The organism is Planococcus lenghuensis (genome assembly GCF_001999905.1).
Lineage (GTDB): Bacteria > Bacillota > Bacilli > Bacillales_A > Planococcaceae > Indiicoccus > Indiicoccus lenghuensis.
Genome location: NZ_CP019640.1, coordinates 1,017,486 through 1,042,025 on the forward strand (window position 1 = coordinate 1,017,486; position 24,540 = coordinate 1,042,025).

General features: G+C 49.3%; 25 protein-coding genes and 1 riboswitch. Of the genes, 14 read left to right on the forward strand and 11 right to left on the reverse strand.

Annotation, left to right across the window (positions count from 1 at the left end; translation table 11 throughout):
- The first annotated feature begins 94 nt into the window (after positions 1-94).
- The 5 genes from B0X71_RS05155 (at position 95) to yhaM (ending at position 7,319) form a co-directional block, all read left to right on the forward strand.
- Positions 95-994 (forward strand): ABC transporter ATP-binding protein, encoded by a 900-nt coding sequence (locus B0X71_RS05155; RefSeq protein WP_077588428.1) that lies wholly within the window; start codon positions 95-97, stop codon positions 992-994.
- Complete coding sequence (locus tag B0X71_RS05160) at positions 987-2,249, forward strand: ABC transporter permease (protein WP_077588429.1); 1,263 nt, start codon at positions 987-989, stop codon at positions 2,247-2,249. The genes B0X71_RS05155 and B0X71_RS05160 overlap by 8 nt, the downstream gene beginning before the upstream one ends.
- Positions 2,250-2,349: 100 nt before the next feature.
- A complete protein-coding gene (locus tag B0X71_RS05165) occupies positions 2,350-3,555 on the forward strand; it encodes a metallophosphoesterase family protein (RefSeq protein ID WP_077588430.1) in 1,206 nt (401 codons plus the stop codon).
- 3 nt (positions 3,556-3,558) lie between these two features.
- The gene (locus tag B0X71_RS05170; protein WP_077588431.1) at positions 3,559-6,378 is read left to right on the forward strand and encodes an ATP-binding protein; all 2,820 of its coding nucleotides are present in this window, start codon (positions 3,559-3,561) and stop codon (positions 6,376-6,378) included.
- Positions 6,375-7,319 (forward strand): 3'-5' exoribonuclease YhaM, encoded by a 945-nt coding sequence (yhaM, locus tag B0X71_RS05175; protein ID WP_077588432.1) that lies wholly within the window; start codon positions 6,375-6,377, stop codon positions 7,317-7,319. Before B0X71_RS05170 ends, yhaM begins: the two co-directional genes overlap by 4 nt.
- 830 nt (positions 7,320-8,149) lie before the next feature.
- Here yhaM and B0X71_RS05180 read toward each other — a convergent pair.
- The 8 genes from B0X71_RS05180 to B0X71_RS05215 all read right to left on the reverse strand — a co-directional run bounded on the left by B0X71_RS05180 (position 8,150) and on the right by B0X71_RS05215 (position 13,321).
- Positions 8,150-8,701 (reverse strand): GNAT family N-acetyltransferase, encoded by a 552-nt coding sequence (locus tag B0X71_RS05180; RefSeq protein ID WP_077588433.1) that lies wholly within the window; start codon positions 8,699-8,701, stop codon positions 8,150-8,152.
- Positions 8,702-8,948: 247 nt separating this feature from the next.
- Positions 8,949-9,866 (reverse strand): peptidylprolyl isomerase, encoded by a 918-nt coding sequence (locus tag B0X71_RS05185; protein WP_077588434.1) that lies wholly within the window; start codon positions 9,864-9,866, stop codon positions 8,949-8,951.
- A gap of 128 nt (positions 9,867-9,994) precedes the next feature.
- Positions 9,995-10,180: a hypothetical protein gene (locus tag B0X71_RS05190; protein ID WP_077588435.1), complete on the reverse strand. Its 186-nt coding sequence runs from the start codon at positions 10,178-10,180 to the stop codon at positions 9,995-9,997.
- Between the two features lie 82 nt (positions 10,181-10,262).
- A complete protein-coding gene (locus B0X71_RS05195; RefSeq protein ID WP_232336790.1) occupies positions 10,263-10,784 on the reverse strand; it encodes a DUF3267 domain-containing protein in 522 nt (173 codons plus the stop codon).
- Between the two features lie 126 nt (positions 10,785-10,910).
- Complete coding sequence (locus B0X71_RS05200; RefSeq protein WP_077588437.1) at positions 10,911-11,471, reverse strand: HTH-type transcriptional regulator Hpr; 561 nt, start codon at positions 11,469-11,471, stop codon at positions 10,911-10,913.
- A 252-nt stretch (positions 11,472-11,723) separates the two neighbouring features.
- Complete coding sequence (locus B0X71_RS05205; protein ID WP_077588438.1) at positions 11,724-12,152, reverse strand: YtxH domain-containing protein; 429 nt, start codon at positions 12,150-12,152, stop codon at positions 11,724-11,726.
- 117 nt (positions 12,153-12,269) lie between these two features.
- Positions 12,270-12,797 carry a tryptophan transporter gene (locus B0X71_RS05210; RefSeq protein WP_077588439.1) on the reverse strand — a complete coding sequence of 176 codons (528 nt, stop codon included), beginning with the start codon at positions 12,795-12,797 and terminating at the stop codon, positions 12,270-12,272.
- 92 nt (positions 12,798-12,889) lie between these two features.
- Positions 12,890-13,321, reverse strand: coding sequence for an HIT family protein (locus tag B0X71_RS05215; RefSeq protein WP_077588440.1), 432 nt, complete (start codon positions 13,319-13,321; stop codon positions 12,890-12,892).
- A 105-nt stretch (positions 13,322-13,426) separates the two neighbouring features.
- Here B0X71_RS05215 and B0X71_RS05220 point away from each other — a divergent pair, with 105 nt between their 5' ends.
- From B0X71_RS05220 to ribH, 6 genes are all read left to right on the forward strand, one after another.
- Positions 13,427-14,179, forward strand: a complete 753-nt coding sequence (locus B0X71_RS05220) for an ABC transporter ATP-binding protein (RefSeq protein WP_332309464.1) — start codon at positions 13,427-13,429, stop codon at positions 14,177-14,179.
- The gene (locus tag B0X71_RS05225) at positions 14,163-15,350 is read left to right on the forward strand and encodes an ABC transporter permease (protein WP_077588442.1); all 1,188 of its coding nucleotides are present in this window, start codon (positions 14,163-14,165) and stop codon (positions 15,348-15,350) included. Before B0X71_RS05220 ends, B0X71_RS05225 begins: the two co-directional genes overlap by 17 nt.
- Before the next feature lie 114 nt (positions 15,351-15,464).
- A riboswitch (FMN riboswitch) is annotated at positions 15,465-15,608 on the forward strand.
- The gene (ribD, locus tag B0X71_RS05230; protein ID WP_332309465.1) at positions 15,593-16,750 is read left to right on the forward strand and encodes a bifunctional diaminohydroxyphosphoribosylaminopyrimidine deaminase/5-amino-6-(5-phosphoribosylamino)uracil reductase RibD; all 1,158 of its coding nucleotides are present in this window, start codon (positions 15,593-15,595) and stop codon (positions 16,748-16,750) included. Its footprint overlaps the riboswitch before it by 16 nt.
- The gene (gene ribE / locus B0X71_RS05235; RefSeq protein ID WP_077588443.1) at positions 16,751-17,380 is read left to right on the forward strand and encodes a riboflavin synthase; all 630 of its coding nucleotides are present in this window, start codon (positions 16,751-16,753) and stop codon (positions 17,378-17,380) included.
- Between the two features lie 14 nt (positions 17,381-17,394).
- Positions 17,395-18,588 carry a bifunctional 3,4-dihydroxy-2-butanone-4-phosphate synthase/GTP cyclohydrolase II gene (locus B0X71_RS05240; RefSeq protein ID WP_077588444.1) on the forward strand — a complete coding sequence of 398 codons (1,194 nt, stop codon included), beginning with the start codon at positions 17,395-17,397 and terminating at the stop codon, positions 18,586-18,588.
- 12 nt (positions 18,589-18,600) lie between these two features.
- Entirely contained in the window at positions 18,601-19,065 is a 465-nt protein-coding gene (gene ribH, locus B0X71_RS05245) for a 6,7-dimethyl-8-ribityllumazine synthase (protein WP_077588445.1), read from the forward strand.
- A 48-nt stretch (positions 19,066-19,113) separates the two neighbouring features.
- Here the strand turns inward: ribH and B0X71_RS05250 are convergent, their stop codons facing one another.
- From B0X71_RS05250 to B0X71_RS05260, 3 genes are all read right to left on the reverse strand, one after another.
- Positions 19,114-20,289 carry a M20 family metallopeptidase gene (locus tag B0X71_RS05250; protein WP_077588446.1) on the reverse strand — a complete coding sequence of 392 codons (1,176 nt, stop codon included), beginning with the start codon at positions 20,287-20,289 and terminating at the stop codon, positions 19,114-19,116.
- Positions 20,290-20,364: 75 nt separating this feature from the next.
- Positions 20,365-21,360: a sodium:calcium antiporter gene (locus B0X71_RS05255; RefSeq protein ID WP_077588447.1), complete on the reverse strand. Its 996-nt coding sequence runs from the start codon at positions 21,358-21,360 to the stop codon at positions 20,365-20,367.
- A 60-nt stretch (positions 21,361-21,420) separates the two neighbouring features.
- Positions 21,421-21,930, reverse strand: a complete 510-nt coding sequence (locus B0X71_RS05260; RefSeq protein WP_077588448.1) for an antibiotic biosynthesis monooxygenase family protein — start codon at positions 21,928-21,930, stop codon at positions 21,421-21,423.
- A gap of 212 nt (positions 21,931-22,142) precedes the next feature.
- Here B0X71_RS05260 and hemE point away from each other — a divergent pair, with 212 nt between their 5' ends.
- Genes hemE through hemG form a run of 3 tightly spaced genes read left to right on the forward strand, consistent with a single transcriptional unit; the run spans position 22,143 to position 24,531 of the window.
- Complete coding sequence (gene hemE / locus B0X71_RS05265; RefSeq protein ID WP_077588449.1) at positions 22,143-23,192, forward strand: uroporphyrinogen decarboxylase; 1,050 nt, start codon at positions 22,143-22,145, stop codon at positions 23,190-23,192.
- An 18-nt stretch (positions 23,193-23,210) separates the two neighbouring features.
- Positions 23,211-24,146, forward strand: coding sequence for a ferrochelatase (hemH, locus tag B0X71_RS05270; RefSeq protein ID WP_077588450.1), 936 nt, complete (start codon positions 23,211-23,213; stop codon positions 24,144-24,146).
- 25 nt (positions 24,147-24,171) lie between these two features.
- Complete coding sequence (gene hemG, locus B0X71_RS21665; protein WP_332309466.1) at positions 24,172-24,531, forward strand: protoporphyrinogen oxidase; 360 nt, start codon at positions 24,172-24,174, stop codon at positions 24,529-24,531.
- Positions 24,532-24,540 lie beyond the last annotated feature (9 nt).

The window sequence follows — 24,540 nt, forward strand, 5'->3', positions numbered from 1 at the left end:
TTCAGTATAAACGCTTTTGGTAAAAAAGTCGCCGGAATCTGCAACATTTCTGCTGCTGACTCGTAAAGGGAAAGAGAGAAAGGCGGTAGATGAAATGGCATTGGAAGTAGAGCATGTGACAAAAAAGTTCGGCTCATTTACAGCAGTTGATGATTTATCAATGATTGTCAAAAGTGGACAGATGTATGGCTTCCTCGGAGCGAACGGAGCCGGTAAGACGACAACGTTCCGCATGATTTTGGGACTCCTGGACCCGACATCAGGCAACATCAGCTGGAATGGCAGACCGGTTACATATGAAACGAGTCCGGAAATCGGCTATCTGCCGGAAGAACGGGGACTTTATCCGAAAATGAGGGTTTCAGAACAGCTTATTTACCTGGCCCAGCTCCGGGGGATGGGGAAAACGGCAGCCAGGCAGGAGACGCGCAAGTGGCTGGAGCGTTTTGAAGTGGCCCATTACGAGCAAAAGAAAGTGGAGGAACTGTCAAAAGGAAACCAGCAGAAAATCCAGCTTATTGCAGCGCTCTTGCATCGTCCGAAACTGTTGATTTTGGACGAGCCATTCAGCGGGCTTGATCCGGTCAATGTCGAGATGCTGAAAGCGGCGATTACGGATTTCCAAAAGCAAGGCGCCACCATCATTTTCTCGAGTCACCGCATGGAGCATGTGGAAGAACTTTGTGATGAAATGAGTATGTTGCATCATGGAAAAATCGTTTCAAGCGGACGGATACGGGATGTCAAACGGTCTTTTGGAAAACAGAATGTCCGGATCCGCACCGATCATGAATTGAATTCTCTTCGGCACATTACCGGTGTGGAGTCATTTACTGCAACAAAAGAAGGAGGCATTTTCCGCATTACGGATGAACGTGTGGCCCAATTGCTGCTTGCTGAAGCGATGAAATTTGGTCCTATCCGTTCTTTTGCTATTGAAGAGCCGACACTCCAGGAAATTTTTATCGCAAAGGTGGGGCAGCAGCATGCGTAGTTTCTGGGCGATTTTCAAACAGGCATTCTGGACAAAAGCCAGAACGAAATCATTCATCATTACCACATTGATCGCCGTGGCTGGATTTTTTCTGATGGCGAACCTGCAAAACATCATCTCATCAGTTCAAGAGACCGGTGTGCTCGGCGGGGATGGTGAACAAATCCTGTATATTACAGAGTCAGAAGCGGGACTTGCTCCACTTTTGAAAGAGCAGTTGATGTTGATGGACGTTGATTTTGAAGTGCAGGAAACAGACCGCGCTGAGGCGGACCTGCAGGCCGATATTAAAGATGGAGTGATTGAAGCGTACGTGGTGCTGGAAGCTGGAAATGGAATTTCTGCCACCTATGTTTCCCAATCGGCTGGTTTGTCGGGAATGGCATCAGCTGTAGAAGGAGCAGTGCAGAATCTGCAGACAACCCGTACGGTTGAAGAACTGGAGTTAAACGCAGAAGAGGCAGCGGCACTTTTTGCGCCAGCCGGGTTCGAACGGGAGGCAATCTCTGATGCATCACGCACAGAACAGGAATTGAGTGAAGCCCGCGGCCTTGTTTATATTCTGATTTTCCTCATTTATTTTGCTGTCATTTATTACTCGAATATGATCGCCATGGAAGTGGCGACAGAAAAATCTTCCCGGGTAATGGAAATTCTAATATCGAGCGTCTCGCCGGTAAAGCATATGTTTGCGAAAATCGCGGGAATCGGCACGCTCGGTATCCTGCAAATGCTGATTTTCGGCGCAGCCGCCTACACGGCGATTGAAACTTCGTCATCTGACCTGTCCGGCGGCTTCTTCAGTGTATTCGGCTTTTCGAACGTCAGAATCAGTACCATTTTATTTGCTGTCCTGTTCTTTCTGCTGGGCTATTTCCTGTATGCGATGCTCGCAGCACTTCTCGGCTCGATCGTCAGCCGGATTGAGGACGTGCAGCAGCTGATGCTGCCCATGATGCTGCTGATCATTGTTGCCAGTTTAATTGCATTCACAGGCATCTCTGTGCCGGAAGCAACATTTGTCACAGTCTCTTCCTATATTCCGTTCTTCACGCCGCTTGTTATGTTCCTGCGGGTGGGAATGCTGGATATTCCGCTGTGGGAGCCGCTGTTGGCTGTGGCCTTGATGCTCGCCTCCATTACTGTTCTCGGCTGGTTCGGGGCCCGGGTATACCGCGGCGGCGTTCTGATGTATGGTTCGTCGCAATCGCTGAAAGACATCCGTCGGGCCATTCAATTGGGCAATAAACGCTGACAATGAACTGTTTGCCGGCTTACATGCCGCAAACAGTTTTTTTCTTTCGCTTTCCATGCTAGTATAAGAACAAGTATTCGGTTTTACAGGAGGAGTTGCCATGCGGCCATTGCGGTTTATACATACAGCAGATTTGCATCTCGATAGTCCGTTCAAGGGAATGAATGGTCTGCCGAGAGAAAAGTGGAAGAGTTTGCGGGACAGCACGTTTGATGCATTTAACCGGTTGATCAGCTATGCGGCTGACACAAAGCCGGATTTTGTGCTGATTGCAGGAGATATATACGATGGTGAAGACCGCAGCATCCGGGCTCAGCATATTTTCAGCACGGGCATGCAGACACTTGCTGACTGCGGAATTCCGGTTTTTATTTCACATGGAAATCATGATCATTTAAGCGGCAGTTGGGTCCGCTTCGACTTGCCCCGCAATGTCCGTGTATTCAAAGAAGAAGTGGAGCAGATGGAAATAACGATCGGGGGCAGAACTGTCCGGATTTCGGGGTTCAGCTACCCGGCCCGCCATGTAAATGACCGGATGATCGATCGCTATCCTGTTGCGGCAGACCGGGAAGCTATCCATATCGGCATGTTGCATGGCAGCCTGGAAGGTGATTCTTCGCATGCAGTCTATGCGCCTTTCCGGAAGCAGGACCTGCTGTCGAAGCATTATGATTATTGGGCGCTCGGGCATATCCACTTGCGGCAGGAACTGCATGCTGATCCGCCCATCGTCTATCCAGGCAATCTTCAGGGGCGGCACCGGAATGAAACAGGAACAAAAGGATTTTATGAAGTGACGTTGTCTGATGCCGGTCCGGATCTAAAATTCATTCCTGCATCGGTCATCGAGTTCACCACTTTGGAAATTGATATTCCGGAAACCTGCCATATGAATGAAATTCTGCTGATGTGTACTGACCGACTTGCCCGTCATCTGGAAGAAAAGGGGGCAGGGGTGACAGAACTGGTGATCCCGCACGCAGCACTGGGCAGAAATGAAGAGTCACTGCAGGATCTGCTGCTGACTATCCGGGAAGAAATGGAAAACAGCGAATCGTTTCTTTGGGTCGATCGCATTCGGGTGAAAGAGCCGAAACACCCGGGTACCCTTTCTGGCCTAGGCGCAAAAGTGAGTGAATTGGTGGATAGCTGGCAGCCGGACGACTGGCAGGAAATTCTGGGGGACGTCTATCGCCATGTCCGGGGAATCCGCTACCTGCAAACGCCGGATGAACAGCAGATCCAGGAGATCCAAACAGCAGCAGCAAATAAAATCAAGGCCGAACTCGGCGCGGAGGACTAGAGGATGCAGATCAGAAAGCTTGTTATATATGGATTCGGCCGCCACGAAGACCGGATAATTGAAATCGATTCTGAACTGGCGATTTTTCACGGACCCAATGAAGCCGGAAAAACGACCATTCAGCAATTCATTATTCAGACCTTGTTCGGATATCCGGTCAGAGGTGGTGCATCCCGTCGCTATGAACCGAAAGCCGGGGGGCGGTTCGGCGGTCAGCTGCATATAGAAGATGCTGATTTCGGAACCGTGATCATTGAACGGGTGAACGGTAAATCTGCAGGTGAAGTCACCGTCTATTTTGAAGATGGCTCCCGCGGCGGGGAACCGGCCCTTCAGAAAGTGCTGAGGGGAGCGGACAGAGCCTCCTTTGAAGCGGTATTCGCTTTTTCTGTCCATGAGCTGCAGGGACTGGAGCGGATGACTGAAGAAGAACTGAGCCGGACGCTCCTTGCTTCCGGGACAACGGGAATGGATACAGCGCTGCAGCTGGCGGACAGACTGGAAAAGGACATGGGCCAGCTGTTCAAGCCGAACGGCCGCAATCCGGAAATGAACCGGCTGATGGATGAGCTGCGAACAACAGAAACCGAACTGCACAAGATCAAAAACAAGTCCCAAGTCTTTATGCCAGCCGCTGACCGGATGCCGGCGATTGACGGCCTGCTCGTCCAATTGGCTGCTGAAGAGCAGAGAATAAAAAAGCAGATGAAAGAAACAGAAAAATGGCTGCAGGCGGCTCCGCTCGTTGCAAGAAAGAACCAGCTCCGGCAAATGCTTGCCGAACTGCCGGCAACCCCTTTTCCGGCAGATGGAAGAAACCGGCTGGAGAGGCTGGCAGAACGTTTAGAGGAAGCGTCAGCGGCAGCAAACGTACTTGGAGAGGAACTGAAAACACAGCAAAAGCCGGAACCTCCGGACAGCAGCGCATTGGAACGGCTGCTTACACAAGAAGCCGAATGGCACCGGGAACGTGCTGCCATTGAACAAAAACGGGATGACCAGACCAAACTCGAGGATGAACGGAACCGGCTCATCGGTCTGCTTGGAATGGACGAAGCAGAAGTGCTTGCCGCAGATGTGTCCATCCGACAAGAAGAGGAGCTGAAGCGGCTGGTCGCAGCTGCAGCTGCAGAAGAGGAAAACCGGCGCTTCTGGCAGCGGCAATTGGACAGTGAAAAGATAAAACTGGCAGAGCAGGAAGCGGACTTGGACCGGCTGATGCGGAATGCACCCGATGATGAAGAGCTGGAACAGGCTGAGGAATGGCAGCGGATTTCAGCGGAATTCGCCGAAGCCCGTGCTGCCAGAACACTCGGAAAGACCAGCCAGCCACTTGCAAGTTACGGAGTTGCAGCCTTTGGTGCTGTTTGCATTCTCATCGGGCTCATCAATGGGCATCTCCTCTGGTTTGCAGGGGCAGCAGCATTTCTTGCGATTGCCGGTTGGCTGTACAAAACGGGAAGCAAAGGTCTTCCGGAACACTATGAAAAGCTGCTGCAGCAATACGAGGGCAGAGAAGCGGAATTGAATGCCCTTGTTACCCGGACTGCAGGATACCACAGTGATATACAACAGCTTGAGGGAGCCTGTGATCGGACAGCCGATAAAGTCGAACGGCTCATTAAAGAAGAACCGGAGACTGGAGCCGCTGGACAATTCCGGAAATGGCTGATCGGGACGGGACTGCCGGTAAATACAGGCCGGCAGACAGCTGTCAGTCTTTTGGAGAAACTCAGGGATTTACAGGCAGTTTCGCTGAAGCTGGAACGAGTCAGCCGGGAACTGGATCTATTGACAGAAAAAGTACAGCAACGATTGCTGGAAGCAGAAGCGGCGGGTATAGTGGCTTCTGCCGATGAACTGTACACCCTTATCCGAACGGAATGCAGGCGCAGGCAGGACCAGCAGCTTGCGTTTGATCAACAAGAAGAAAAAAGAGAAAAAACACTGGCGGAACACAAAAAACTTGAAACACTCTGTGCGAAAATAAAGCAGGAGATCCAGTCCCTGCTGCAGGAAGCGGGTGTGGAAGATGAATCCGCTTTTTACCGGCTGAGCCAGCAGGCAGCTGAATGGAACCGCCTGCTCCAGGAACTCAGGCCCATTGAAGACCAGTTGAATGCATTCGGAGAAATTCAGGAGCCTGAAGATACAGAAGAACGTACAGCGGGAGACATGCTGATTCAGTGTGAAGAGCGGCTGAAGCAACTGGAAATGGAGCGTAAGGAGCTGTTGCAGGAACGTGCTGAAAAAGTACAGATGCTTGAACACCTTATGACAGACGGCAGTCTTGCTGATAAACAGCAGCAGCTGGAGGCACAGAAAGCGGAACTGGCAGCACTGGCTCAAAAATGGGCAGTGGACCGGGCAATCGCCGAAGCTATCCGGCGTACGCTCGATGAACTGAAGGAAAAAAGGCTGCCCGCTGTATTGGCCGGAGCTCAAGCCATATTCAGCAGACTGACAGGCAGTGCATACAATGAGCTCGCCATGGCCCAAGATGGCTATTTTGAAGCAGTACGGACAGATGGTTTCCGCTTCCGGATTACTGAACTCAGTCAGGCGACAAAAGAGCAGGCATACCTGGCACTTCGCTTGGCACTTGCTGCTTCACTGAAGACGGAGCAACCATTTCCGGTGCTGCTGGATGATCCGTTTGTCCATTTTGATCGCAGTCGGCTCCTGCAAATGATAAGCTTAATGCGGGAAATGAAAGCGAATCATCAATTTATCTATTTTACCTGTCACGACACCATTACGTCACTGCTTCCGGAAGCACAAGTAATCGAAGTGGCGGCACATGAGAGGAGCGTTAAAGTATGAAAAAGGGAATTACCCAATACGCGGTAGGGGAACAAGTGGATACGTTTTTGCTGGTCAAGCAATCCAATAAAGGGGTTACGACAACCGGTAATCCATTCATGTCCCTTGTTCTGCAGGACAAAAGCGGAGATATCGAAGCGAAACTATGGGATACAAAAGAAGAACATGAAAAAATGTATGCTGCAGAGACGATTGTGAAAGTCGGCGGAGAAATTCATAATTACCGAGGGAAAAATCAACTTCGCATCAAGAGTATCCGGCCGGCTCGTCCCGAAGAAAATCAGTCGATTTCTGCATTGGTGCCTTCTGCGGAAAAAAGCAAGGAAGAGCTTTATGAAGAGCTGGTGCAGTTTTTCTTCGAAATGAAAAATCCGAAGATCCAGCGGATTACCCGCCACATCCTGAAGCAGTATCAGCAGGAGATCATGACGTTCCCCGCAGCGACGAAAAATCATCATGATTACGTATCAGGACTTGCTGATCACACAGTTTCTATGCTGCGGCTCGGTAAAAGTCTTTGCGAACTGTATCCGTCGCTGAATAAGGATTTATTGTATTCAGGCATTATTCTGCATGATATCGGCAAGGTGTTTGAGCTATCCGGGCCTATTGCCACAACATACACCTTGGAAGGGAACCTGCTTGGCCATATTTCCATTATGGTTACAGAAATCGCCAAAACAGCGCAGGAACTTGAAATCGAAGGGGAAGAAGTACTGCTGCTTCAGCATATGGTGCTCTCTCATCATGGAAAAGAAGAATGGGGCAGCCCGAAAAAACCAATGATCAAGGAAGCGGAAATCCTTCACTACATCGACAACATTGATGCCAAGATGATGATGCTCGACCGTGCGCTTGAGAAAACAAAGCCCGGGGAATACACCGAGCGGCTATTCCCGCTGGATAACCGCTCCTTCTATAAACCGGAATTTGGTTCATAAAAAGAGGCTATCCGAAAAGGTCAACAGACCCGTTGACGGCACCTCCCGGCCCGGGGCGGGAAAACCGGACGCTTTCGGGACCACAGGAAGTGGTTCATGGAGCTGGCGCGACAGGACGTCGCATTGCCAGCTGCCAGGACGGACGTCCGAGCCACCGCCGCTCATGCTTCACGGCGAGGGTCTCGACCACCCGTTCTTCCGCCGGAGTCGCCGGTTTCCTGTCCACCCCGGCTCAAAAAGCAGCGGCAGATCAGGAAAGCGCGTATCTCACCGTTTCAGCGAACGGATCAGCAACTAATAAATCAAAAAACGGCGGGAAGAGGATTCCAATCCTCTTCCCGCCTTTATGCATTCTGTCTGGTTTCTCATTCAACTGGTCTGGGACGGAACGGCGGAAGCCAGCGAACAGCAGCGGCAAAGCAGTTGCCGCTGCTGTTTGCGACGAGCAAGCGAAGCGGCGCAGGAGCAGATGTTTTAATGCGACGAGTAACCGCAGGAGCAAGCGAGTGTTTGCGCAGCAGAAGCCGTTCTATTATGGAAGAACATCAGAGCAAGATAAGCCTAAGGGCTTTTCGGATAGCCCCTTTTTAGGCTCTCGAGAAATCGGGTTATAACTAGAAATAGAAAGATAGACCTTCCAGACTGCATAAATCACCACAGCTCATTTCTGTTCCTGACACTGCTGAAGTTTCTGTTCCAGATACGGGATTGCCTCCTCCAACCAGCGATGTCTTTCTTTATAAGAACTTAGGATCGGCTGTTAACATTCAAACTGAAAGGCCGGTAAGTGGCGGGGAAGCCACGTTGCAACGGATGGACCTTTTGGTGACTTATGATGATGCTGAACGAAACTCATCTTTTAGCAGGCTATATACATAATGATCTGCGAAGCGATCATGAAGCCATTCTGCCTGGCGAAGCCGGCCCTCTTTTGTAAAGCCGAGGCGCTCAGGGATTGCCTGGCTTTTTTTGTTTTCTGCCGCTGCCCGAATTTCCACCCGGTTCAGATGAAGCTCTTCAAAACAATATGCTATGATGGCTCGGCAGGCCGCTGTCATGAGGCCTTGCCCTTGAAATTGCTCGCCAAGCCAATAACCGAATGTCGTTGACTTGTTTGTCCAGCTGATCTGATGCAGGCCAATGATGCCTGCAAGCTCTCCTCTATACCAGATTCCGGCCTGAAAGCCGTTATTCTGTCTGAATTGTTCAAGCGCAAGATCGATGAATTTGCCGGAGTCAGCAGGAGAGTTTATCATATCCACCCACGGGAGCCACTCGCGGATGTGCTGACGGGATTGATCGGTTAACTTGAATAGTTCGGGGGCATGCCGGGTTTCAAGCAATCGCAATTCTGTCTGAGTATCAATGGAGAATGTAAACATGGTTATCTTCCTTCCTATATGTATCGGTACGGCTTACTGAAAATCCACAACTGTCTCCCTGAAGCAGACTTTTGTTGGAAAAGACGTTGCTGGAAGTTTCCTTAAGTATGCCGCTGTTTTTCAAACGTAAGTTTTTTATAGGCCTGTATAAGATTTTACAATTCCCTTTGTCAATATGCCATTGCATTTCTTAAACGGATATAAACAAAAAAGCCTCCTCTTCAAAAGAGGAGGGGCCTAATCAATCTTATTCGGTTGCTTCAGTGTCTTCTTCGGCCGGTTCTTCAACTGCCGGAGCTGTGAGGAACTGATCAAGTGCGCCTTCAAGATCTTCATCCTGAATTTCTACATTCGCTTCCTGCAGCATTTCAGAAATGCGTGTCAGCAGGGCAGACTGATCGGCCTGTTCAAGGGCTAATTGCGTCCGGATATCTTCCGCTACGTCTTCCAATGGCTCTATATCTTCAAGTTCACGTGTTTCGAGAACTTCAATGATATGGAAACCATAGTCGGACTGGACCGGTTCACTGACTTCACCCACTTCGAGTGCATAAGCGGCATCTTCAAAGGCAGGGACCATTGCGCCTGTTCCGAACCAGCCAAGTTCACCGCCGTTTTCAGCGGAGCCTGGATCAGTGGAAAATTCCGCAGCCAATTCCGCGAAATCTTCACCCGCTTCAAGCCGTTCAATCACTTCATTGGCGGTCTCTTCATCTTCAACAAGAATATGCCGGGCATTGAGCTCGGTTGTTGTACGCTCATACTGGGTTTGTACATCTTCTTCTGAGATTTCGACGCCTTCAGTGAGGGCGGCTTCCTGAAGAAGGTTCAGACGGATGAAATCTTTATATGTTTCTTCTGTATAGCCATTCGATGCAAGATATTGCTGGAATCCTTCTTCACCCATCTGTTCCAGTTCTGTATTGTATCGTTCTTCCACTTGTTCATCCGTTACTTCGTACGCTTCGCTCAGTACATTTTCGATCATCATGACTTGGAGAGCCTGTGCGCCGATGGATTCTTTCATTTCTTCATAAAGTTCTTCTTTTGTGATATCTCCCACATCAGAAGTGACAATTACTTCTGAATCTGCGGCTTCCTCGCTGCATGCAGCGAGCGTTAGGACCGAAGCTGCCAAGGAGAGGGTTAAAACTGTTTTTTTCATTGCGTGTATTCCTACTTTCTTTGATGGATTCAGATATAAAGCAAATGCAGAGATTACTATACCATAAGACGTCTAAAAATAACAAAAGTTTCATTGAATAAAAAAAACGGCTGGATCAGCAGCCGTTTTCAGGCGCTGAATTCAACGCCGACATAAAGCGATATAAGCAGAATCGTGATCAGGATATTGATCCACCGAAAAATCTTATCATGATTTTCCTCGGGGATTTCACGGCTGGTCACAAGTGCATAAGTCATACGATTGATCTGAAACAGATAGAGCACTGCAAACACAATAATTGTGCCAATAATCATGGAATTCCTCCCTCTCCGGCATTCGTTCTGATCCTTGGGAACTGATTCTCAGTATATCAGAGGGACAGGGAAAATAATAGTTTTACAGCGTAACAGACGGCACGAGAATTTCATAACCTGTGTCGGTTTCTTCGATAAGAGCATGCTTGGGTGAACGGAGAGCATACCGGAAATACATCAAATCGATCATGCATAACCCGCAGTGAAACCCGAGCAGCAAGGCCCAATAATGGCTGAACGCAGGATAGATAAAACTGGCAACCAATAACACTGTATTTAAAACGACAAAGGGTGTCAGCAGCGTTATGAGAAACCGTACTTTGTTTACGGGATCCTGCACTCGGAATTCAACTTCCGGCAGGATGCCGAAATGCTTCCTGATCCGGATCTGCACACAGTTCCGGCAGCCCATCAACGGCAGGAAGTGCAGCAGCTTGTGGAGCGGATATAACGCTGCCAGCGCAATCAGAAAATAAAGAAAATGCTGATCCGATAGCGGGGCTGAATAGAGTGCCGCCATTGGAATATAGAATGTGACAAACACGCCGAGGCCTGCGAGAGCGGATAACAGGAAAATACGCTCACGGCCATATTTTTTTTTCATATTTATCGTTTTCCAGCAGTGCATGAGGCGTCACTCCTAAAGTCGGGTAATTGCTGTAACGTTTCATAGAATACGCCCATTCATACCAGATTGCAACCATAAAATTCACTGCCTTCAATAGCGGGTTTACGGGGATTGCCGATTGTCAGTAAACTGGCCTTCGTCATCAAAATGGGTTTCGATATTATGAAACGATTTCTCGAAAATCTGAATGAAATCCTCTCCGTAAATATTTCGGAGTACAGCCATTACTTCCATGAAATCAGGGAACCGCCCATATAACTCTTTTAAGGGAAGAGCCCCCTCCACGATACTGTGCGGTGTCTTATGATAATTCGCCATCATGTCAATCAGCAGTTCTCTTCCTGCTTCGGTCAATTCAATATATGTATTCCGTTTATCGTGGTCGCGTTTTGAAAAAGATAGAAGACCTCGTTCTTCAAGTTTCTTTGAGAAGTTAAACGCCGTGGATACATGCATGACACCGAATTTTGCCACATCTGAAATGGAAGCCCCTTTCAAATGAAATGATATCCACAAAATATGGTGTTCATTAATATTCAAGTCATAAGGTTTTATCCACTGCTGCCAATCTTTTTCAATGGATTTCCATAGCGCTTTTGACAATTGGGCAACTCGCTGACTGAATATCATCGCCTCTTTTAACGTATAAAGCTGGTCATTCATTTTGACACCCGCTTTCTCTAATTGTTATTTTCTTCATTATAGCAGTAAAACAACAAGCTTAAAAGAGTGAATTGTATAACAATTAAATGGAGACGAACTTGGCAGAGGGGGAAAAGATGAGACATGCAGATCGGCTTAGCAGAGGGATAAAGAGGATGATCGTTGACCGGGGCTTACTGGATGCCGATTATTATTGCCATCCAAGTGAAACGCCGGAAAAAAACAAAAAAAACTGCCGCATGCGCGGGCAGTTTATTCGCCTTGTTTCCGTTCGCTGGCGTCCGGATTGTATTCACCTTTTTTTTCTTTCTTTTTATCATTTTTCTTGTGTTTTTTCAGTTCTGCTTCAATTTCTTTGATGGAGTTCTGGATTGCTTTGATCTCAAGCTGCATATGCTCTTTATCAGGTGCTGTTGCTTCCTGATACTGTTTGAATGATTCCTTCAGATCATCAAGAACCGGTTTCACGGTTTCTTTTGATTCTTCCGACAGATGCTTGACGGATTCTTTTACACCGTTCACCTTTTCCTTCAGTTCACTGAACCGTTCCTTCCAGTCGGAGGAAGAGGATTTTACGGATGTACGGAATTCCGGACCCGATTGCGGTGCGGAAAAGAGGACCACCACTGCACCTGCTGCAAGGCCTGCTCCAAAACCGATAAAAAAGTTCGCTACTTTCATAAGCCAAACGCCCCTTTCATGCTCTATAGTCCCTTTTCCTTTATTATCTCAGATTGAAACATAAAGGTGAATAGGCATTCAATAAAAAAACCTCCTGCAAAAAGCAGGAGGTTAAGATCAGGCGGTTGAAACGGATGTTTCGAACTTGGAACGTCTGACCAGTTGAATGACAATCGGGTAAATCAAACCGATCGCCACAGCATTCAATGCCGTAGCCGGCAATACCACTGTCAGGACAAGCGGCAGGAATGGAATTTCTGCTCCGATAATGACAATTGCAGCTGACAGGAAAATCGTACCGGACAGCAAAGTGCCAAATGCAGCCAGTGTAATGACAGCCGGAAGTTTATCGGCAAACTTCTTCAGCAGGGTGACTGCAAGCAGGAAAACGAACGCTGTAATCAGCTTATCGATGACGTTTGGCAAAAAGCCCCCGGGGAATGTTGAAAACAGACCCGACAGGATGCCTGTTGTCACAGCAAGCAGAAAAACATTTTTTACATTAGGAAAAAGCAAAATTCCAATAAACATCATGGTCAGCATGAAATCCGGCTTCATCCCGCCATTAAATCCGGGAATTACCACGTACAATGCTGCTCCGACGCTGACCAGCAGCGCCATCAAAACTAAACTCTTCGTATTCATTTCTCATCTCTCCTCAGCTCAAGACTAATTTTGGTTTCTCCCGGCGTGTCCTCATGACCGGCGGCGAAAAACTTAAGTTGATTCTACGCTGTTCAAGACTGCGTTGCAAGTGTTTGCTTCACTTGTTCTGCAAGCTCCTGAATCTTTTCACTCGAATACTGTTTTTCTTTTGTGATCCACTTCGCGCCGAATCCGTCTGTCTCATCATAGCGCGGGATGAAATGCAGATGAAAATGAAACACGCTCTGCCCGGCTTTTGCGCCGTTATTGTTTAACAGGTTCATCCCGACAGGCTGGAAGGTCTCTTTTAAAGCTGAAGCGATTTTAGGAGCGGCAGCGAATAATGTGCCCGCTTCCTGTTCCGTTAAATCATATACGAATTCCCGGTGCTGTTTCGGGATCAGCAGGGTATGGCCTTTTGAGAGCGGCATGATATCCATGAAGGCATAAACATGCTCATCTTCGTACACTTTAATGCTCGGAATTTCTCCATCAATAATTTTGCAAAAAATACAATCTGCCATTTCGCCATCATCCTTTCACAATTTTCTTCATCTTATCATAAACGGCATAGCAGAAAAGAAATTAACCGTGGCTTTTGGTACAATACGATACAGAAAGAGGTGTTCATGATGGCTGTATTGGAAGTGGATTCGCTGACCGGCGGCTATACGCGAAAGCCGGTGTTAAAAGAGGTTTCATTCTCGATCAAAAAAGGAGAGCTGGTGGGGCTGATCGGTCTCAATGGCGCCGGCAAAAGCACGACGATCAAACACATTATCGGATTGCTGCAACCCAAATCCGGTGAGATCCGGCTGAACGGCAAAACTATCACAGAAGATATGGATGCATACCGGTCTTCGTTTTCATACATACCGGAAACACCGGTTCTATATGAAGAATTGACGCTGCGGGAACATCTGGAGCTGACGGCGATGGCCTATGGCATAACAGAAGAGCGACTGGAGGCCCGGTCGGCTGAACTGTTGAAGGAATTCCGGATGGAGAAGCGGCTGCGCTGGTTTCCTTCCCATTTTTCCAAGGGCATGCGGCAGAAAGTGATGATCATGAGCGCTTTTCTTGCCGATCCGGCTCTTTATATTATTGATGAGCCATTTGTCGGCCTCGATCCGCTTGCGATCAAATCATTGCTCGAACAAATGGAAACAAAAAAACGGGAAGGCGCTTCTGTCTTGATGTCGACGCATATCCTGTCTACGGCGGAACGCTATTGTGACCGGATTATTCTGCTGCACAACGGGCGGGTGCGCGCCAGCGGAACGATGACGGATCTGCGCAAAGCGTTCAGTATGCCGGATGCGACGTTGGATGATCTGTATATTGCAATGACCGAGGATGACCATGATGAAGAGCCTGCATGATGTCTGGACAGTGCGCATGCGCCAGTACGCACTGGAAGTTCAGAACTATATGAAGTATATCTTCACCGGTCATTTAGCAGTCGTGCTGCTGTTTGCAATCGGTGCAGCCGGCTATGCCTACAGCGGCTGGCTTACCGATATTCCGGAAAATTTCCCGGCGGCATTGCTGCTGGCGCCTGTCTTCGGCTTGTTGCTTGCAGTCAGTCCGCCTTCCACGCTGTTAAAGGAAGCCGATAGCGTATATTTTCTGCCGCTCGAAAGCAGACTCGATGTCTTTCTGAAGCCGGCACTTCGCTGGACGTTCATGAGTCAGCTGTATCTGCCGGTGATTATCTACATCGTATCACTGCCGATGATCAATGCATTGTATGGTGTTGACAGTGCTTATCTGATCGGATTCCCGGTCCTGCTGCTATTGATGAAGTGGTTCAATGTTAAAAGCGAGTTCGCTTTCCGTAAATGGCAGGCCGGCCAAGGATTATGGCGTGACCGGCTTGGCCGGTTCCTGCTGGCTGCGCTGTTTGTGTACTTCTATGTGGAGGGGCAGGTGGCCTTTGCGGCGCTTCCGCTGTTTGCAATGATTTTATATATGCGCAGACTTCTTAATAAAGCGGAGGACCAGCCGTTTCCGTTCGATCATTTCATTGCATTGGAGCAAGGGAGGTTGCTCCGGTTTTACCGGTTCGCCAATTATTTTACCGATGTACCGCATATTAAAGGAAAAGTCCGGAGGCGCGGCTGGCTGGATCCCATATATCGCCTGATCGGTAAAGGAAAAAAGAATGCTCATCTGTATTTGGTTGCCCGTACATTCATCCGGTTTGATGACTTGTTCTATTTATGGGTCCGTCTGACACTGATCGCAATGATCGGCGTCTGGTTTGTGTCATTTGCCATTGGTGTCTGGATTTTCGCGGCGGCTTTGGCTTTCGCAACAGCCATTCAGTTAAGGCAAGGGATGAACGGCACTTCCTATTTCCGCATGGATGAATTATTCCCGCTGTCAAAGTATGACCGGAGCCGGGCTGTCCGACAGCTCATCTTCACACTGCAGGTGATACAGGCAGTCCTTGTGGCGCTCGTGGCTGTCGGCGATCCGCTGACAGCGCTCATCATATTTGCAGCTGTATTGGCAGTTTCGTCTGTCACACTGCAAGTCGCCGGCAAATAGCAGCAGCCATCAGCTTCCTTTGAAGCTGATGGCTGTTTTTTCTGTGTTTTCAGGTTTAATTTCTCTCATTTTATGATTCTGCTGTGCTAATATAATAAACACGGATCACTGATCCGTCTTCTTCGGGGCAGGGTGAAATTCCTGACCGACGGTGAGCGGGAAACCGCAAGTCCGTGAACTGTTTCCATGCGAAAGGAAATGGCCGAGCCGGTGGAAATCCGGCACCGACAGTTATAGTCTGGATGGGAGAAGAAGACGGCTTTGTTTCCGCAATGCTTTTCGTTTCTGCTGCTTCTTTCGAGTCGTATCGGAAGGAGGAGATTATTATCGAACCTGCGCATTATATGAATTTTGCCATTCAATTGGCAAGCGAGGCAAAAGGACAGACATCACCGAATCCGCTCGTCGGCGCTGTCTGTGTAAACAATCACCGGATTGTCGGGATGGGTGCACATCTCGAGGCGGGAAAACCGCATGCGGAAGTGCACGCACTGGCAATGGCAGGCGAGAATGCCCGCGGCTCTGATTTATATGTCACACTGGAACCGTGTTCACATTACGGCAAAACACCGCCTTGTGCACTGAAGATCATCGATTCGGGAGTAGCGCGTGTATTTATCGCGACGCTTGATCCGAATCCGCTTGTCTCCGGAAGAGGCGTAAAGCTTCTTGAAGAGGCCGGCATTGAAGTGATCACTGGTTTACTGAAACAGGAAGCAGCGCAGATGAATCAAGCATTTTTTCATTCCATCACCCATCAAATGCCGTATGTCACGCTGAAATCGGCGGTTACCTTGGACGGTCGCATGGCAACCGAGGCAGGAAGCAGCAAATGGATTACTTCCGAGGAAGCAAGAGAAGATGTCCATCGGCTCCGCCATATCCATGATGCCATTTTAGTCGGTGTCAATACGGTACTTCATGATCAACCTTTCCTCACCACCCGTTTGCCCCATGGTGGAAAGAATCCAATTCGCGTTATTCTCGACCGGCACCTTCGCACACCGGCCGATACCCCGGTTACAGCAGATCCTGCTGCCGGGACATTGATTTATTGTCAGGAAGATGCTCCTGACGTTCAGTACAGGAAACATGTTGAAGTGATCCGCCTGCCGGATTCTGTGTCGTTTCTGCAGGAAGTGCTCCGGGATCTGTACACCCGTGGCATCATGACCCTCCTTGTGGAAGGCGGACCTGCGGTACATTCAAGCTTTATTGAACAAGGGCTTGTTCAGGAACTGTATCTGTACCAGGCGCCGAAGCTGATCGGTAACGGGCCGTCTGTTTTCACCAGCAACCGGCGGGCGGATATGGCGGACAGTCTCAAACTGGAGATTACAGACGTTGACCAACTCGGGTCAGATATCCGTATCCGTGCCATATTTAAGGAGGCTGACTGAATGTTCACCGGTATTATAGAAGAAATCGGCCACGTTTCAGCAATCCGGCGCAAACCGCAGGCGCTGGAATTGACCATTGCCTGCTCGGTCGTTCTCGAAGATGTGAAACGGGGAGACAGCATTGCGGTGAATGGCGTCTGCCTGACCGTATCAGAGTTCGGCAAAGCCCATTTTACAGCAGACGTCATTCCGGAAACGGTGAAATCGACGACCATGAACAACCTGCGGACCGGTTCCCGTGTGAATCTGGAGCGGGCGATGGCCGCAAATGGCCGATTCGGCGGTCATTTCGTGAATGGCCATATCGATGGCGTCGGAACGATTCGGGCAGTTAAAGCCGAGTCGAACGCTATAACAAAAACAATCGAACTTGGTGCTGATCTGATGAAATATATGATCGTAAAAGGTTCTGTGGCGGTGGATGGCACGTCACTGACTGTGTTTGACGTCGGCCGGAATTCCATTGCGATCTCGCTGATTCCTACGACCCAGGAGGATTCCCTTCTTGGTGGAAAAGGAATCGGTGATTCCGTGAACATCGAATGTGATTTGCTTGCAAAGTACACGGAACGGACAATGTCGGCGCAGCCGGGCATTACACGGAGTTATTTAGCGGAACATGGATTTTGACAGGAGGGTACCATATGTTTTATTCAACAGAGGAAGCGGTCCGGGATTTAAAAGCAGGCAAAGCAGTTATCGTCATTGACGATGAAGACCGGGAGAATGAAGGGGATTTTGTTGCGCTTGCTGAACAGGCATCACCGGAAATTGTCAACCTGATGGCAACAGAAGGCAGAGGGCTTATCTGTGTGCCGGTTGCCAAGGAGATCGCAGACCGGCTTCAGCTGGATCCAATGACCGATCGGAACACCGATCACCATGGGACTGCTTTCACCATCAGTATTGATCACCGGGACACTACAACCGGTATCAGTGCATTCGAACGTTCCCATACGATTTTGCGCATGCTGGATGCAGACGCGAAAGCTGCGGACTTCAAGCGGCCAGGCCATATTTTTCCGTTGATCGCCAAAGAAGGCGGTGTCCTCCGTCGGGCTGGTCACACGGAAGCGGCAGTTGACTTGGCGCGGCTCGCAGGTGCAGCACCGGCCGGCGTCATTTGTGAAATCATGAACCCGGACGGAAGCATGGCACGGGTCGGTGATCTTCAGAAAGTGGCAGAGCGGCTCGGGATGGGGATTTTGACGATTCAGGAACTGATTGCCTATAAACAGAAAAACGAACGGCTGATTTCAAAAGAAGTCGAAATTACACTGCCGACAAGCTACGGGGAATTTCGGGTCGCGGGTTATACTGAAGTGTTGACCGGACAGGATCATGTGGCGCTGATTAAAGGAGATATCAATCCGGAAGAACCGGTCCTTGTACGTGTGCATTCCGAATGCCTGACGGGTGATGTATTCGGCTCATATAAATGTGATTGCGGTCCCCAGCTCCATGCGGCGATGAAGCAGATTGAAGCGGCGGATAATGGTGTACTGCTGTATATGCGTCAGGAAGGCCGCGGTATCGGGCTGATCAATAAGCTGAAAGCATATAAACTGCAGGCGGAAGGGTACGATACAGTGGAAGCGAACCGCCAGCTCGGTTTTGCGGATGATCTTCGCGATTATGGCATCGGTGCACAAATCCTTCGCGATTTGGGTATCCGGAAGATGCGGCTTTTGACGAATAACCCGCGTAAGATTGCAGGGATTGGCGGTTATGGACTGGAAGTGACCGAGCGGGTCGCATTGGAAACACCTGCAACAGAAGACAACGAAGCATATATGAAGACAAAAAAATCCAAGCTGGGCCACTTGCTCAACTTGTAAAGGAGACAGAACATGGCTACTCATTTTGAAGGATTTTTGAATGGACAGGGACTGCGAATCGGCATTGTCGTCGGGCGGTTCAATGAATTTATTACAAGCAAGTTATTGAGTGGTGCGGAAGATGCGCTTCGGCGGCACGGAGTGGAAGAAGAGAATGTATCGGTCGCCTGGGTGCCGGGGGCGTTTGAAATTCCCCTCGTGGCAAAGAAAATGGCGATGAGCGGCAAGTATGATGCAGTGATCACACTCGGGACCGTTATTCGCGGCGCGACTCCTCACTTCGATTACGTGTGCAGTGAAGCAGCGAAAGGCGTATCCCGTGCAGCCGACCAGTCAGGTATTCCTGTCATTTTCGGTGTGCTGACGACCGATTCCATCGAACAGGCGATTGAGCGGGCAGGCACAAAAGCCGGCAACAAAGGTTGGGAAGCGGCAGCCAATGCGATTGAAATGGCGAACCTGGTGAAAAACTTATAAACCGATCAAAAAGAGGACCGACTCATTTCTGAGCCGGTCCTTTTTCTCTTATTTGTCGTGAACGCCGATTGCGGCAGCCCCGAGTGTCTTGGCGGCAAGGACCATTGCCCGTTCGTCGAAATCGAAGCGGGGGTGGTGATGGGGATAGACCCGCTTCTCGTCTTCAAGCATGGCGCCGGTGAAGAAGAAGCTTCCCGGAACATGCTGCATGTAATAAGCGAAATCTTCACCGCCCATTTGAGGTGCACTTTCAGCCACGGCATCAACGCCGGGTACCTGCTCGGCTGTCTCTTTCAAATACATCGTCTCATTTTCATGGTTATCCACAGTCGGATAGCCGCGGACAAAATCGAATTCAATCTCACAGTTTGCAGCTTCAGCTGTTCCCCGGATGATCCGGCCCATTTCCTGTTCGATCAGCGTACGGGTCTCTTCACTGAACGTCCGGACTGTTCCATGAAGCTGAGCCTCATCTGCGATGATATTGAAGGAATTTTCCGCTTTAAACGTACCGATTGACAGCACGGCCGGTTCTAAAGGATCAACCCGCCGGGATACAATTTGCTGCAAAGCAGTGACAAGCTGAGCACCAATGGCGACCGCATCTTTCGTTTCATGCGGCATCGCGCCATGGCCGCCCCGGCCTTTTACTTTGATCTCAAAGCGATCAGCTGCAGCCATGATCGGCCCAACCCGGTACTCAATTTGCCTGAAGGGTTTCGTCGACCACAGATGAGTGCCGAAAATGACGTCCACACCGTCGAGACAGCCATCTTCGATCATAGAAATTGCGCCGCCCGGCTGGTATTCTTCAGCGTGCTGATGAATAAGGACATACGTGCCCGGCAGTTCATCTTTCAGTTCATGAAGGGTCTTGCCAAGTGTCAGGAGCGTCGCTGTATGCCCATCATGTCCGCAGGCATGCATGACGCCTTCCACTGTTGATTTATACTCACAATCTTTTTCATCGTGAATCGGCAGTGCATCGAAATCAGCGCGAAGCGCAACCGTTTTACCTGGCTTGCCGCCGCGGACAGTAGCAACTACACCATTGCCGCCGACATTCGTACGCACCTCCACGCCGAGATCCCGATAAAAATCAGCGATGTACTTGGCTGTTTTCGTCTCTTTGAAAGAAGGTTCCGGATTCATGTGCAGATAGCGGCGGATTTCCACCATATCATTAAATCGGCTATCCAGCTTTTTGTATAACTCATTCAACATATGCAACACCTCTAAAGTCAGAATTCTTGTACTTCTTTAGAGTAGCATAAAAAAAGAGCGGAGGCGCTCTTTTTTTCAATAGATGAAATTCAAATAAGAAGCGGTGAAGTACACAAGCAAAATCAGAATGGCCGGAGCTGTATATGTCGCCAATGAACCGGTTTTCCCCCTGCGGAGCATATACAGCACAAGAAGAGCCATGGCGATTACACCGGATGCGATAATAACATGCGCACCGGATGCCGCTGACAATACAGCGCCATCCCGATAAGAAAGATCCGCAACTGCTAAGATCACCATGTTGAAAATATTACTGCCTAAAATAGAACCGACAGCAAGATTAGCATTGTTCAGCCGCAGGGCAATGAAGACTGAGACGGCTTCAGGAAGTGAAGTCGTCGCAGCAATCAGGAAGCTGCCGACAAAGCTTGAACCAAGTCCTGTTACAACCGCAATCCGGTCACCCAGCACAGACAAGGCAGTACCGGCTGCCATGATCAGAAGTGCCGCAAGTGCAAAGCGGATGCCTGCCTGCCGAATGGACAGCATGGATTGCGCACGCACGGGTGAATCAGGAGCAGATGCCGGTTCCGCAGGTTCCAGGGGCGGACTCGGCAGTCTGCTGATTACTGCCATACCGATGGCATAGAACAGCAGAATGATTATTGTATCAATGCCAACACCAAAAATAGAGGCGTCGATTTCGAGATATAATGCTGTAAGCGCAAGTACGGTCAGGAAAAGGCCAAGCAAGGCTGTGTATGTATGTGCATAGCTTGCCTGTTCAAGAAGCTTGCGCCTCCGGTAAGCAATATCAAAAACTGCTAAGATAAATAAATTGAATAAATTCGACCCGAATACATTACCGACAGCGATATCAGCATTGCCGATTATGCCGGCTGATATGCTCGTTGTCACTTCCGGGAGGGATGTGGCGCCTGCGAGGAGAAGTGTGCCGACCATCATGCCACCGAGGGCCGACTTCTCACTAATTACGTCAGCATAAGAAGATAATTTGATGGCAGCAAAAACCGTCACTGCCGCTGCGAGGATAAAATAAACAAAAACCATCGGCTAAACTCCTTTCAGTATGGAAAGCCTCCCGTTATTTCAACGGGAGGCTGGCATTGATTATTCATCGTCCGGTTTAGCCCAGTATGTCGTGACGTATGACGAACCGGAGAAAATTTCCTGGCTTTTCAGTCCGCTTCCCGAATCACGCTGAGCATGGGCCTCCTTGTATGCCTGTGATTGCTTCCATTTTTCAAAAAAGATGGGGGCTTCCCACTCTGTTAGGACAACATACGTATCGGATTTCACCGGCCGGAGTAAACGGAAGGCAATAAACCCGGGTTCATTTTCAACTGCTCCGGCCCGGTTGGTGAAGCGATGTTCGAAAATCGGACGGCCTTCATCGGTCACCGGGATATTATTGAAGACAAAAAAGCCTTTTTCCTTCAATTCACCCACGCTGCTGATTACTTCAAAACGGCGCGGAGTGGCAAATTTCGTTTTTTTCTCCGTCTCGTGGAGCACGAGTGTCGTATTTTCGCCCTGCATGACGACCATTGTTTCGTCTGCGTGCTTCTCACGGAGCTTCTGCATATACTCATATGTGCCTGTGGTCATGTAAAGATTCAACCAAAACGCCTCCTTCTATCCTCTTCGTATCTGTTCTTCTCTATTATAAACTTCCCGGAAACGAAACCGGCAAAACAATCTATGACGAAACCGTGAATCAGGAAACGTCTTTTTTATGACATTTCAGTTCCGTCCCTATACAATGTAGAATGGAGCGTCTATAGTGTAAGCGAATATAGAACGGAACTGAACATAGAAGGGAAGACTGATTTATGCCACAGGAGTTTAATGACACTTATCTGCGTGCAGCCCGGGGACAGAAAACTGATCATGTACCGGTCTGGTTCATGCGGCAGGCAGGGCGTTCGCAGCCGGAATACCGAAAATTGAAAGAGAAGTACTCTCTTGAAGAAATTACGAAACAGCCAGAGCTGTGCGCGTATGTAACAAAGCTGCCGGTTGACCAATATAATGTCGACGCAGCAATTTTGTATAAGGATATCGTGACGCCGCTCCCTGCAATCGGTGTGGATGTCGAAATTAAGGCTGGCGTCGGACCTGTCATTTCGAATCCGATCCGTTCAGCTGCAGATGTAGCAAAGTTGGGCGAAATCCATCCGGAACAAGACGTGCCGTATGTGCTTGAGACCATCCGGCTCTTGACCCGGGAACAGCTGAATGTGCCACTGATCGGCTTTGCCGGCGCACCGTTTACGTTAGCGAGTTACATGATTGAAGGCGGACCATCCCGCAGCTACAATAAAACGAAAGCATTGATGGTCTCAGAGCCTGAGACATGGTTCGCACTGATGGATAAGCTGGCGGATACAATCATTCCATATATGAAAGCACAGATTCAGGCTGGTGCGAAAGCGATTCAAGTGTTTGATTCGTGGGTGGGAGCGCTGAATAAAGAAGACTATCGTATTTTTATCAAACCGGTTATGGACCGGATTTTCCGCGAGCTCCGGGAAGAAGGAGTGCCGCTGACGATTTTCGGTGTCGGTGCGAGCCATCTGGCACTGGAATGGCATGATCTGCCGGTGGATGTTGTCGGCCTTGACTGGCGGCTGCCGATTCGCGAAGCGCGGGAAATGGGCATGACAAAGACTGTGCAGGGTAATTTTGATCCTTCCTATCTGCTGGCTGACTGGCCGGTGATTGAAGAACGGGCAAAAGCGATTCTTGACCAGGGTTTGGAGACGGACGGTTATATTTTCAATCTTGGCCATGGCGTATTCCCGGAAGTGAATCCGGATACCCTGAAACGGCTGACTGCATTTGTACATGAATACAGTGCAAAACATAAAGCGAATTCTTAAACTGATATGAGGTGACGGATGATGAAAAAAACAATGGGCTTGTTGGTGATGGCTTATGGCACGCCATATACCGAAGATGATATAGAACGCTATTATACGCATATCCGGCATGGCAGAAAGCCAAGCCAGGAAAGCATCGATGATCTTCGCTCGCGCTATGAAGCGATCGGGGGCATCTCTCCGCTTGCAGCAATCACAAAACAACAGGGAGAAGCGCTGTGCGCCCGGTTGAACGAAGTGCAGGATGAAGTTGAATTTAAGGTGTATTTTGGATTGAAGCATATTGAACCATTCGTAGAAGATGCAGTAGAAGCGATGCATCGTGACGGGATTCAGGAAGCAGTATCGATTGTACTTGCCCCGCATTTTTCTACATTTTCGATTAAATCTTATAACGGACGTGCAAAAGAAGCAGCTGCAAAATTGGGCGGGCCGCATATCGTATCTGTGGAAAGCTGGTATGATGAGCCGAAATTCATCCAGTACTGGAGCTCAAAAGTAAAAGAAATTCTTGATCCCATGTCGGAAGAAGCAAAAAGGAAAACTTGCCTGGTGGTTTCGGCTCATTCACTGCCTGAAAAAATCACCCAGGCTGGTGATCCGTATCCGGAACAATTGCATGAAACAGCCCGCCTGGTTGCAGAGCAGTCCGGTGCGAAAAATGTGGTGGTCGGCTGGCAGAGTGCCGGACAGACACCTGAACCGTGGCTTGGTCCGGATGTACAGGATTTAACACGGGACTTATTCGAACATGAAGGATACACAGCGTTCATTTACACCCCAGTTGGCTTTGTCGCAGACCATCTGGAAGTATTGTATGACAATGATTATGAATGTAAGGTGGTCTGTGACGATGTTGGGGCTGACTATTACCGGCCGGCGATGCCAAACACGGATCCTCTTTTTATCGATGCCATGGCGGATGCAGTCCTGAAAAAACTCGGCAGCGAGTGAGTTCATAACGGAAGTGTGATAAACAGTGACGGAAACAATGCGGAAAGTAACAGTAATCGGCGGTGGTATTACCGGTCTTTCGACAGCTTTTTATCTGCAGAAGGAAGCGCGGGAGAGAGGCATCTCGCTTGAACTGACGCTGATTGAAGCGGCGCATCGGCTCGGCGGTAAAATCCAGACTATAAAACGGGACGGGTTTATCATAGAGCGGGGGCCGGATGCATTTTTAGCACGGAAGGACAGCATGCGAACGCTGGTGAAAGAATTAGGACTGGAAAGCGAACTCATCAGAAGTTCAGCAGGACAGACCTTTGTTTTGGCAGGTGAAGAGCTTCATCCGGTGCCGGGCGGCTCGGCGTACCGGGGGATTTCACTCCGTTTCTGACAAGCAATC

Excerpts from the sequence above, each read along its gene's own strand:
- B0X71_RS05155 (WP_077588428.1), top strand. The coding sequence starts at position 95 with ATGGCATTGGAAGTAGAGCATGTGACAAAAAAGTTCGGCTCATTTACA.
- B0X71_RS05160 (WP_077588429.1), top strand. The coding sequence starts at position 987 with ATGCGTAGTTTCTGGGCGATTTTCAAACAGGCATTCTGGACAAAAGCC.
- B0X71_RS05165 (WP_077588430.1), top strand. The coding sequence starts at position 2,350 with ATGCGGCCATTGCGGTTTATACATACAGCAGATTTGCATCTCGATAGT.
- B0X71_RS05170 (WP_077588431.1), top strand. The coding sequence starts at position 3,559 with ATGCAGATCAGAAAGCTTGTTATATATGGATTCGGCCGCCACGAAGAC.
- yhaM (WP_077588432.1), top strand. The coding sequence starts at position 6,375 with ATGAAAAAGGGAATTACCCAATACGCGGTAGGGGAACAAGTGGATACG.
- B0X71_RS05180 (WP_077588433.1), bottom strand. The coding sequence starts at position 8,701 with ATGTTTACATTCTCCATTGATACTCAGACAGAATTGCGATTGCTTGAA.
- B0X71_RS05185 (WP_077588434.1), bottom strand. The coding sequence starts at position 9,866 with ATGAAAAAAACAGTTTTAACCCTCTCCTTGGCAGCTTCGGTCCTAACG.
- B0X71_RS05190 (WP_077588435.1), bottom strand. The coding sequence starts at position 10,180 with ATGATTATTGGCACAATTATTGTGTTTGCAGTGCTCTATCTGTTTCAG.
- B0X71_RS05195 (WP_232336790.1), bottom strand. The coding sequence starts at position 10,784 with ATGAAAAAAAAATATGGCCGTGAGCGTATTTTCCTGTTATCCGCTCTC.
- B0X71_RS05200 (WP_077588437.1), bottom strand. The coding sequence starts at position 11,471 with ATGAATGACCAGCTTTATACGTTAAAAGAGGCGATGATATTCAGTCAG.
- B0X71_RS05205 (WP_077588438.1), bottom strand. The coding sequence starts at position 12,152 with ATGAAAGTAGCGAACTTTTTTATCGGTTTTGGAGCAGGCCTTGCAGCA.
- B0X71_RS05210 (WP_077588439.1), bottom strand. The coding sequence starts at position 12,797 with ATGAATACGAAGAGTTTAGTTTTGATGGCGCTGCTGGTCAGCGTCGGA.
- B0X71_RS05215 (WP_077588440.1), bottom strand. The coding sequence starts at position 13,321 with ATGGCAGATTGTATTTTTTGCAAAATTATTGATGGAGAAATTCCGAGC.
- B0X71_RS05220 (WP_332309464.1), top strand. The coding sequence starts at position 13,427 with ATGATGGCTGTATTGGAAGTGGATTCGCTGACCGGCGGCTATACGCGA.
- B0X71_RS05225 (WP_077588442.1), top strand. The coding sequence starts at position 14,163 with ATGAAGAGCCTGCATGATGTCTGGACAGTGCGCATGCGCCAGTACGCA.
- ribD (WP_332309465.1), top strand. The coding sequence starts at position 15,593 with ATGGGAGAAGAAGACGGCTTTGTTTCCGCAATGCTTTTCGTTTCTGCT.
- ribE (WP_077588443.1), top strand. The coding sequence starts at position 16,751 with ATGTTCACCGGTATTATAGAAGAAATCGGCCACGTTTCAGCAATCCGG.
- B0X71_RS05240 (WP_077588444.1), top strand. The coding sequence starts at position 17,395 with ATGTTTTATTCAACAGAGGAAGCGGTCCGGGATTTAAAAGCAGGCAAA.
- ribH (WP_077588445.1), top strand. The coding sequence starts at position 18,601 with ATGGCTACTCATTTTGAAGGATTTTTGAATGGACAGGGACTGCGAATC.
- B0X71_RS05250 (WP_077588446.1), bottom strand. The coding sequence starts at position 20,289 with ATGTTGAATGAGTTATACAAAAAGCTGGATAGCCGATTTAATGATATG.
- B0X71_RS05255 (WP_077588447.1), bottom strand. The coding sequence starts at position 21,360 with ATGGTTTTTGTTTATTTTATCCTCGCAGCGGCAGTGACGGTTTTTGCT.
- hemE (WP_077588449.1), top strand. The coding sequence starts at position 22,143 with ATGCCACAGGAGTTTAATGACACTTATCTGCGTGCAGCCCGGGGACAG.
- hemH (WP_077588450.1), top strand. The coding sequence starts at position 23,211 with ATGATGAAAAAAACAATGGGCTTGTTGGTGATGGCTTATGGCACGCCA.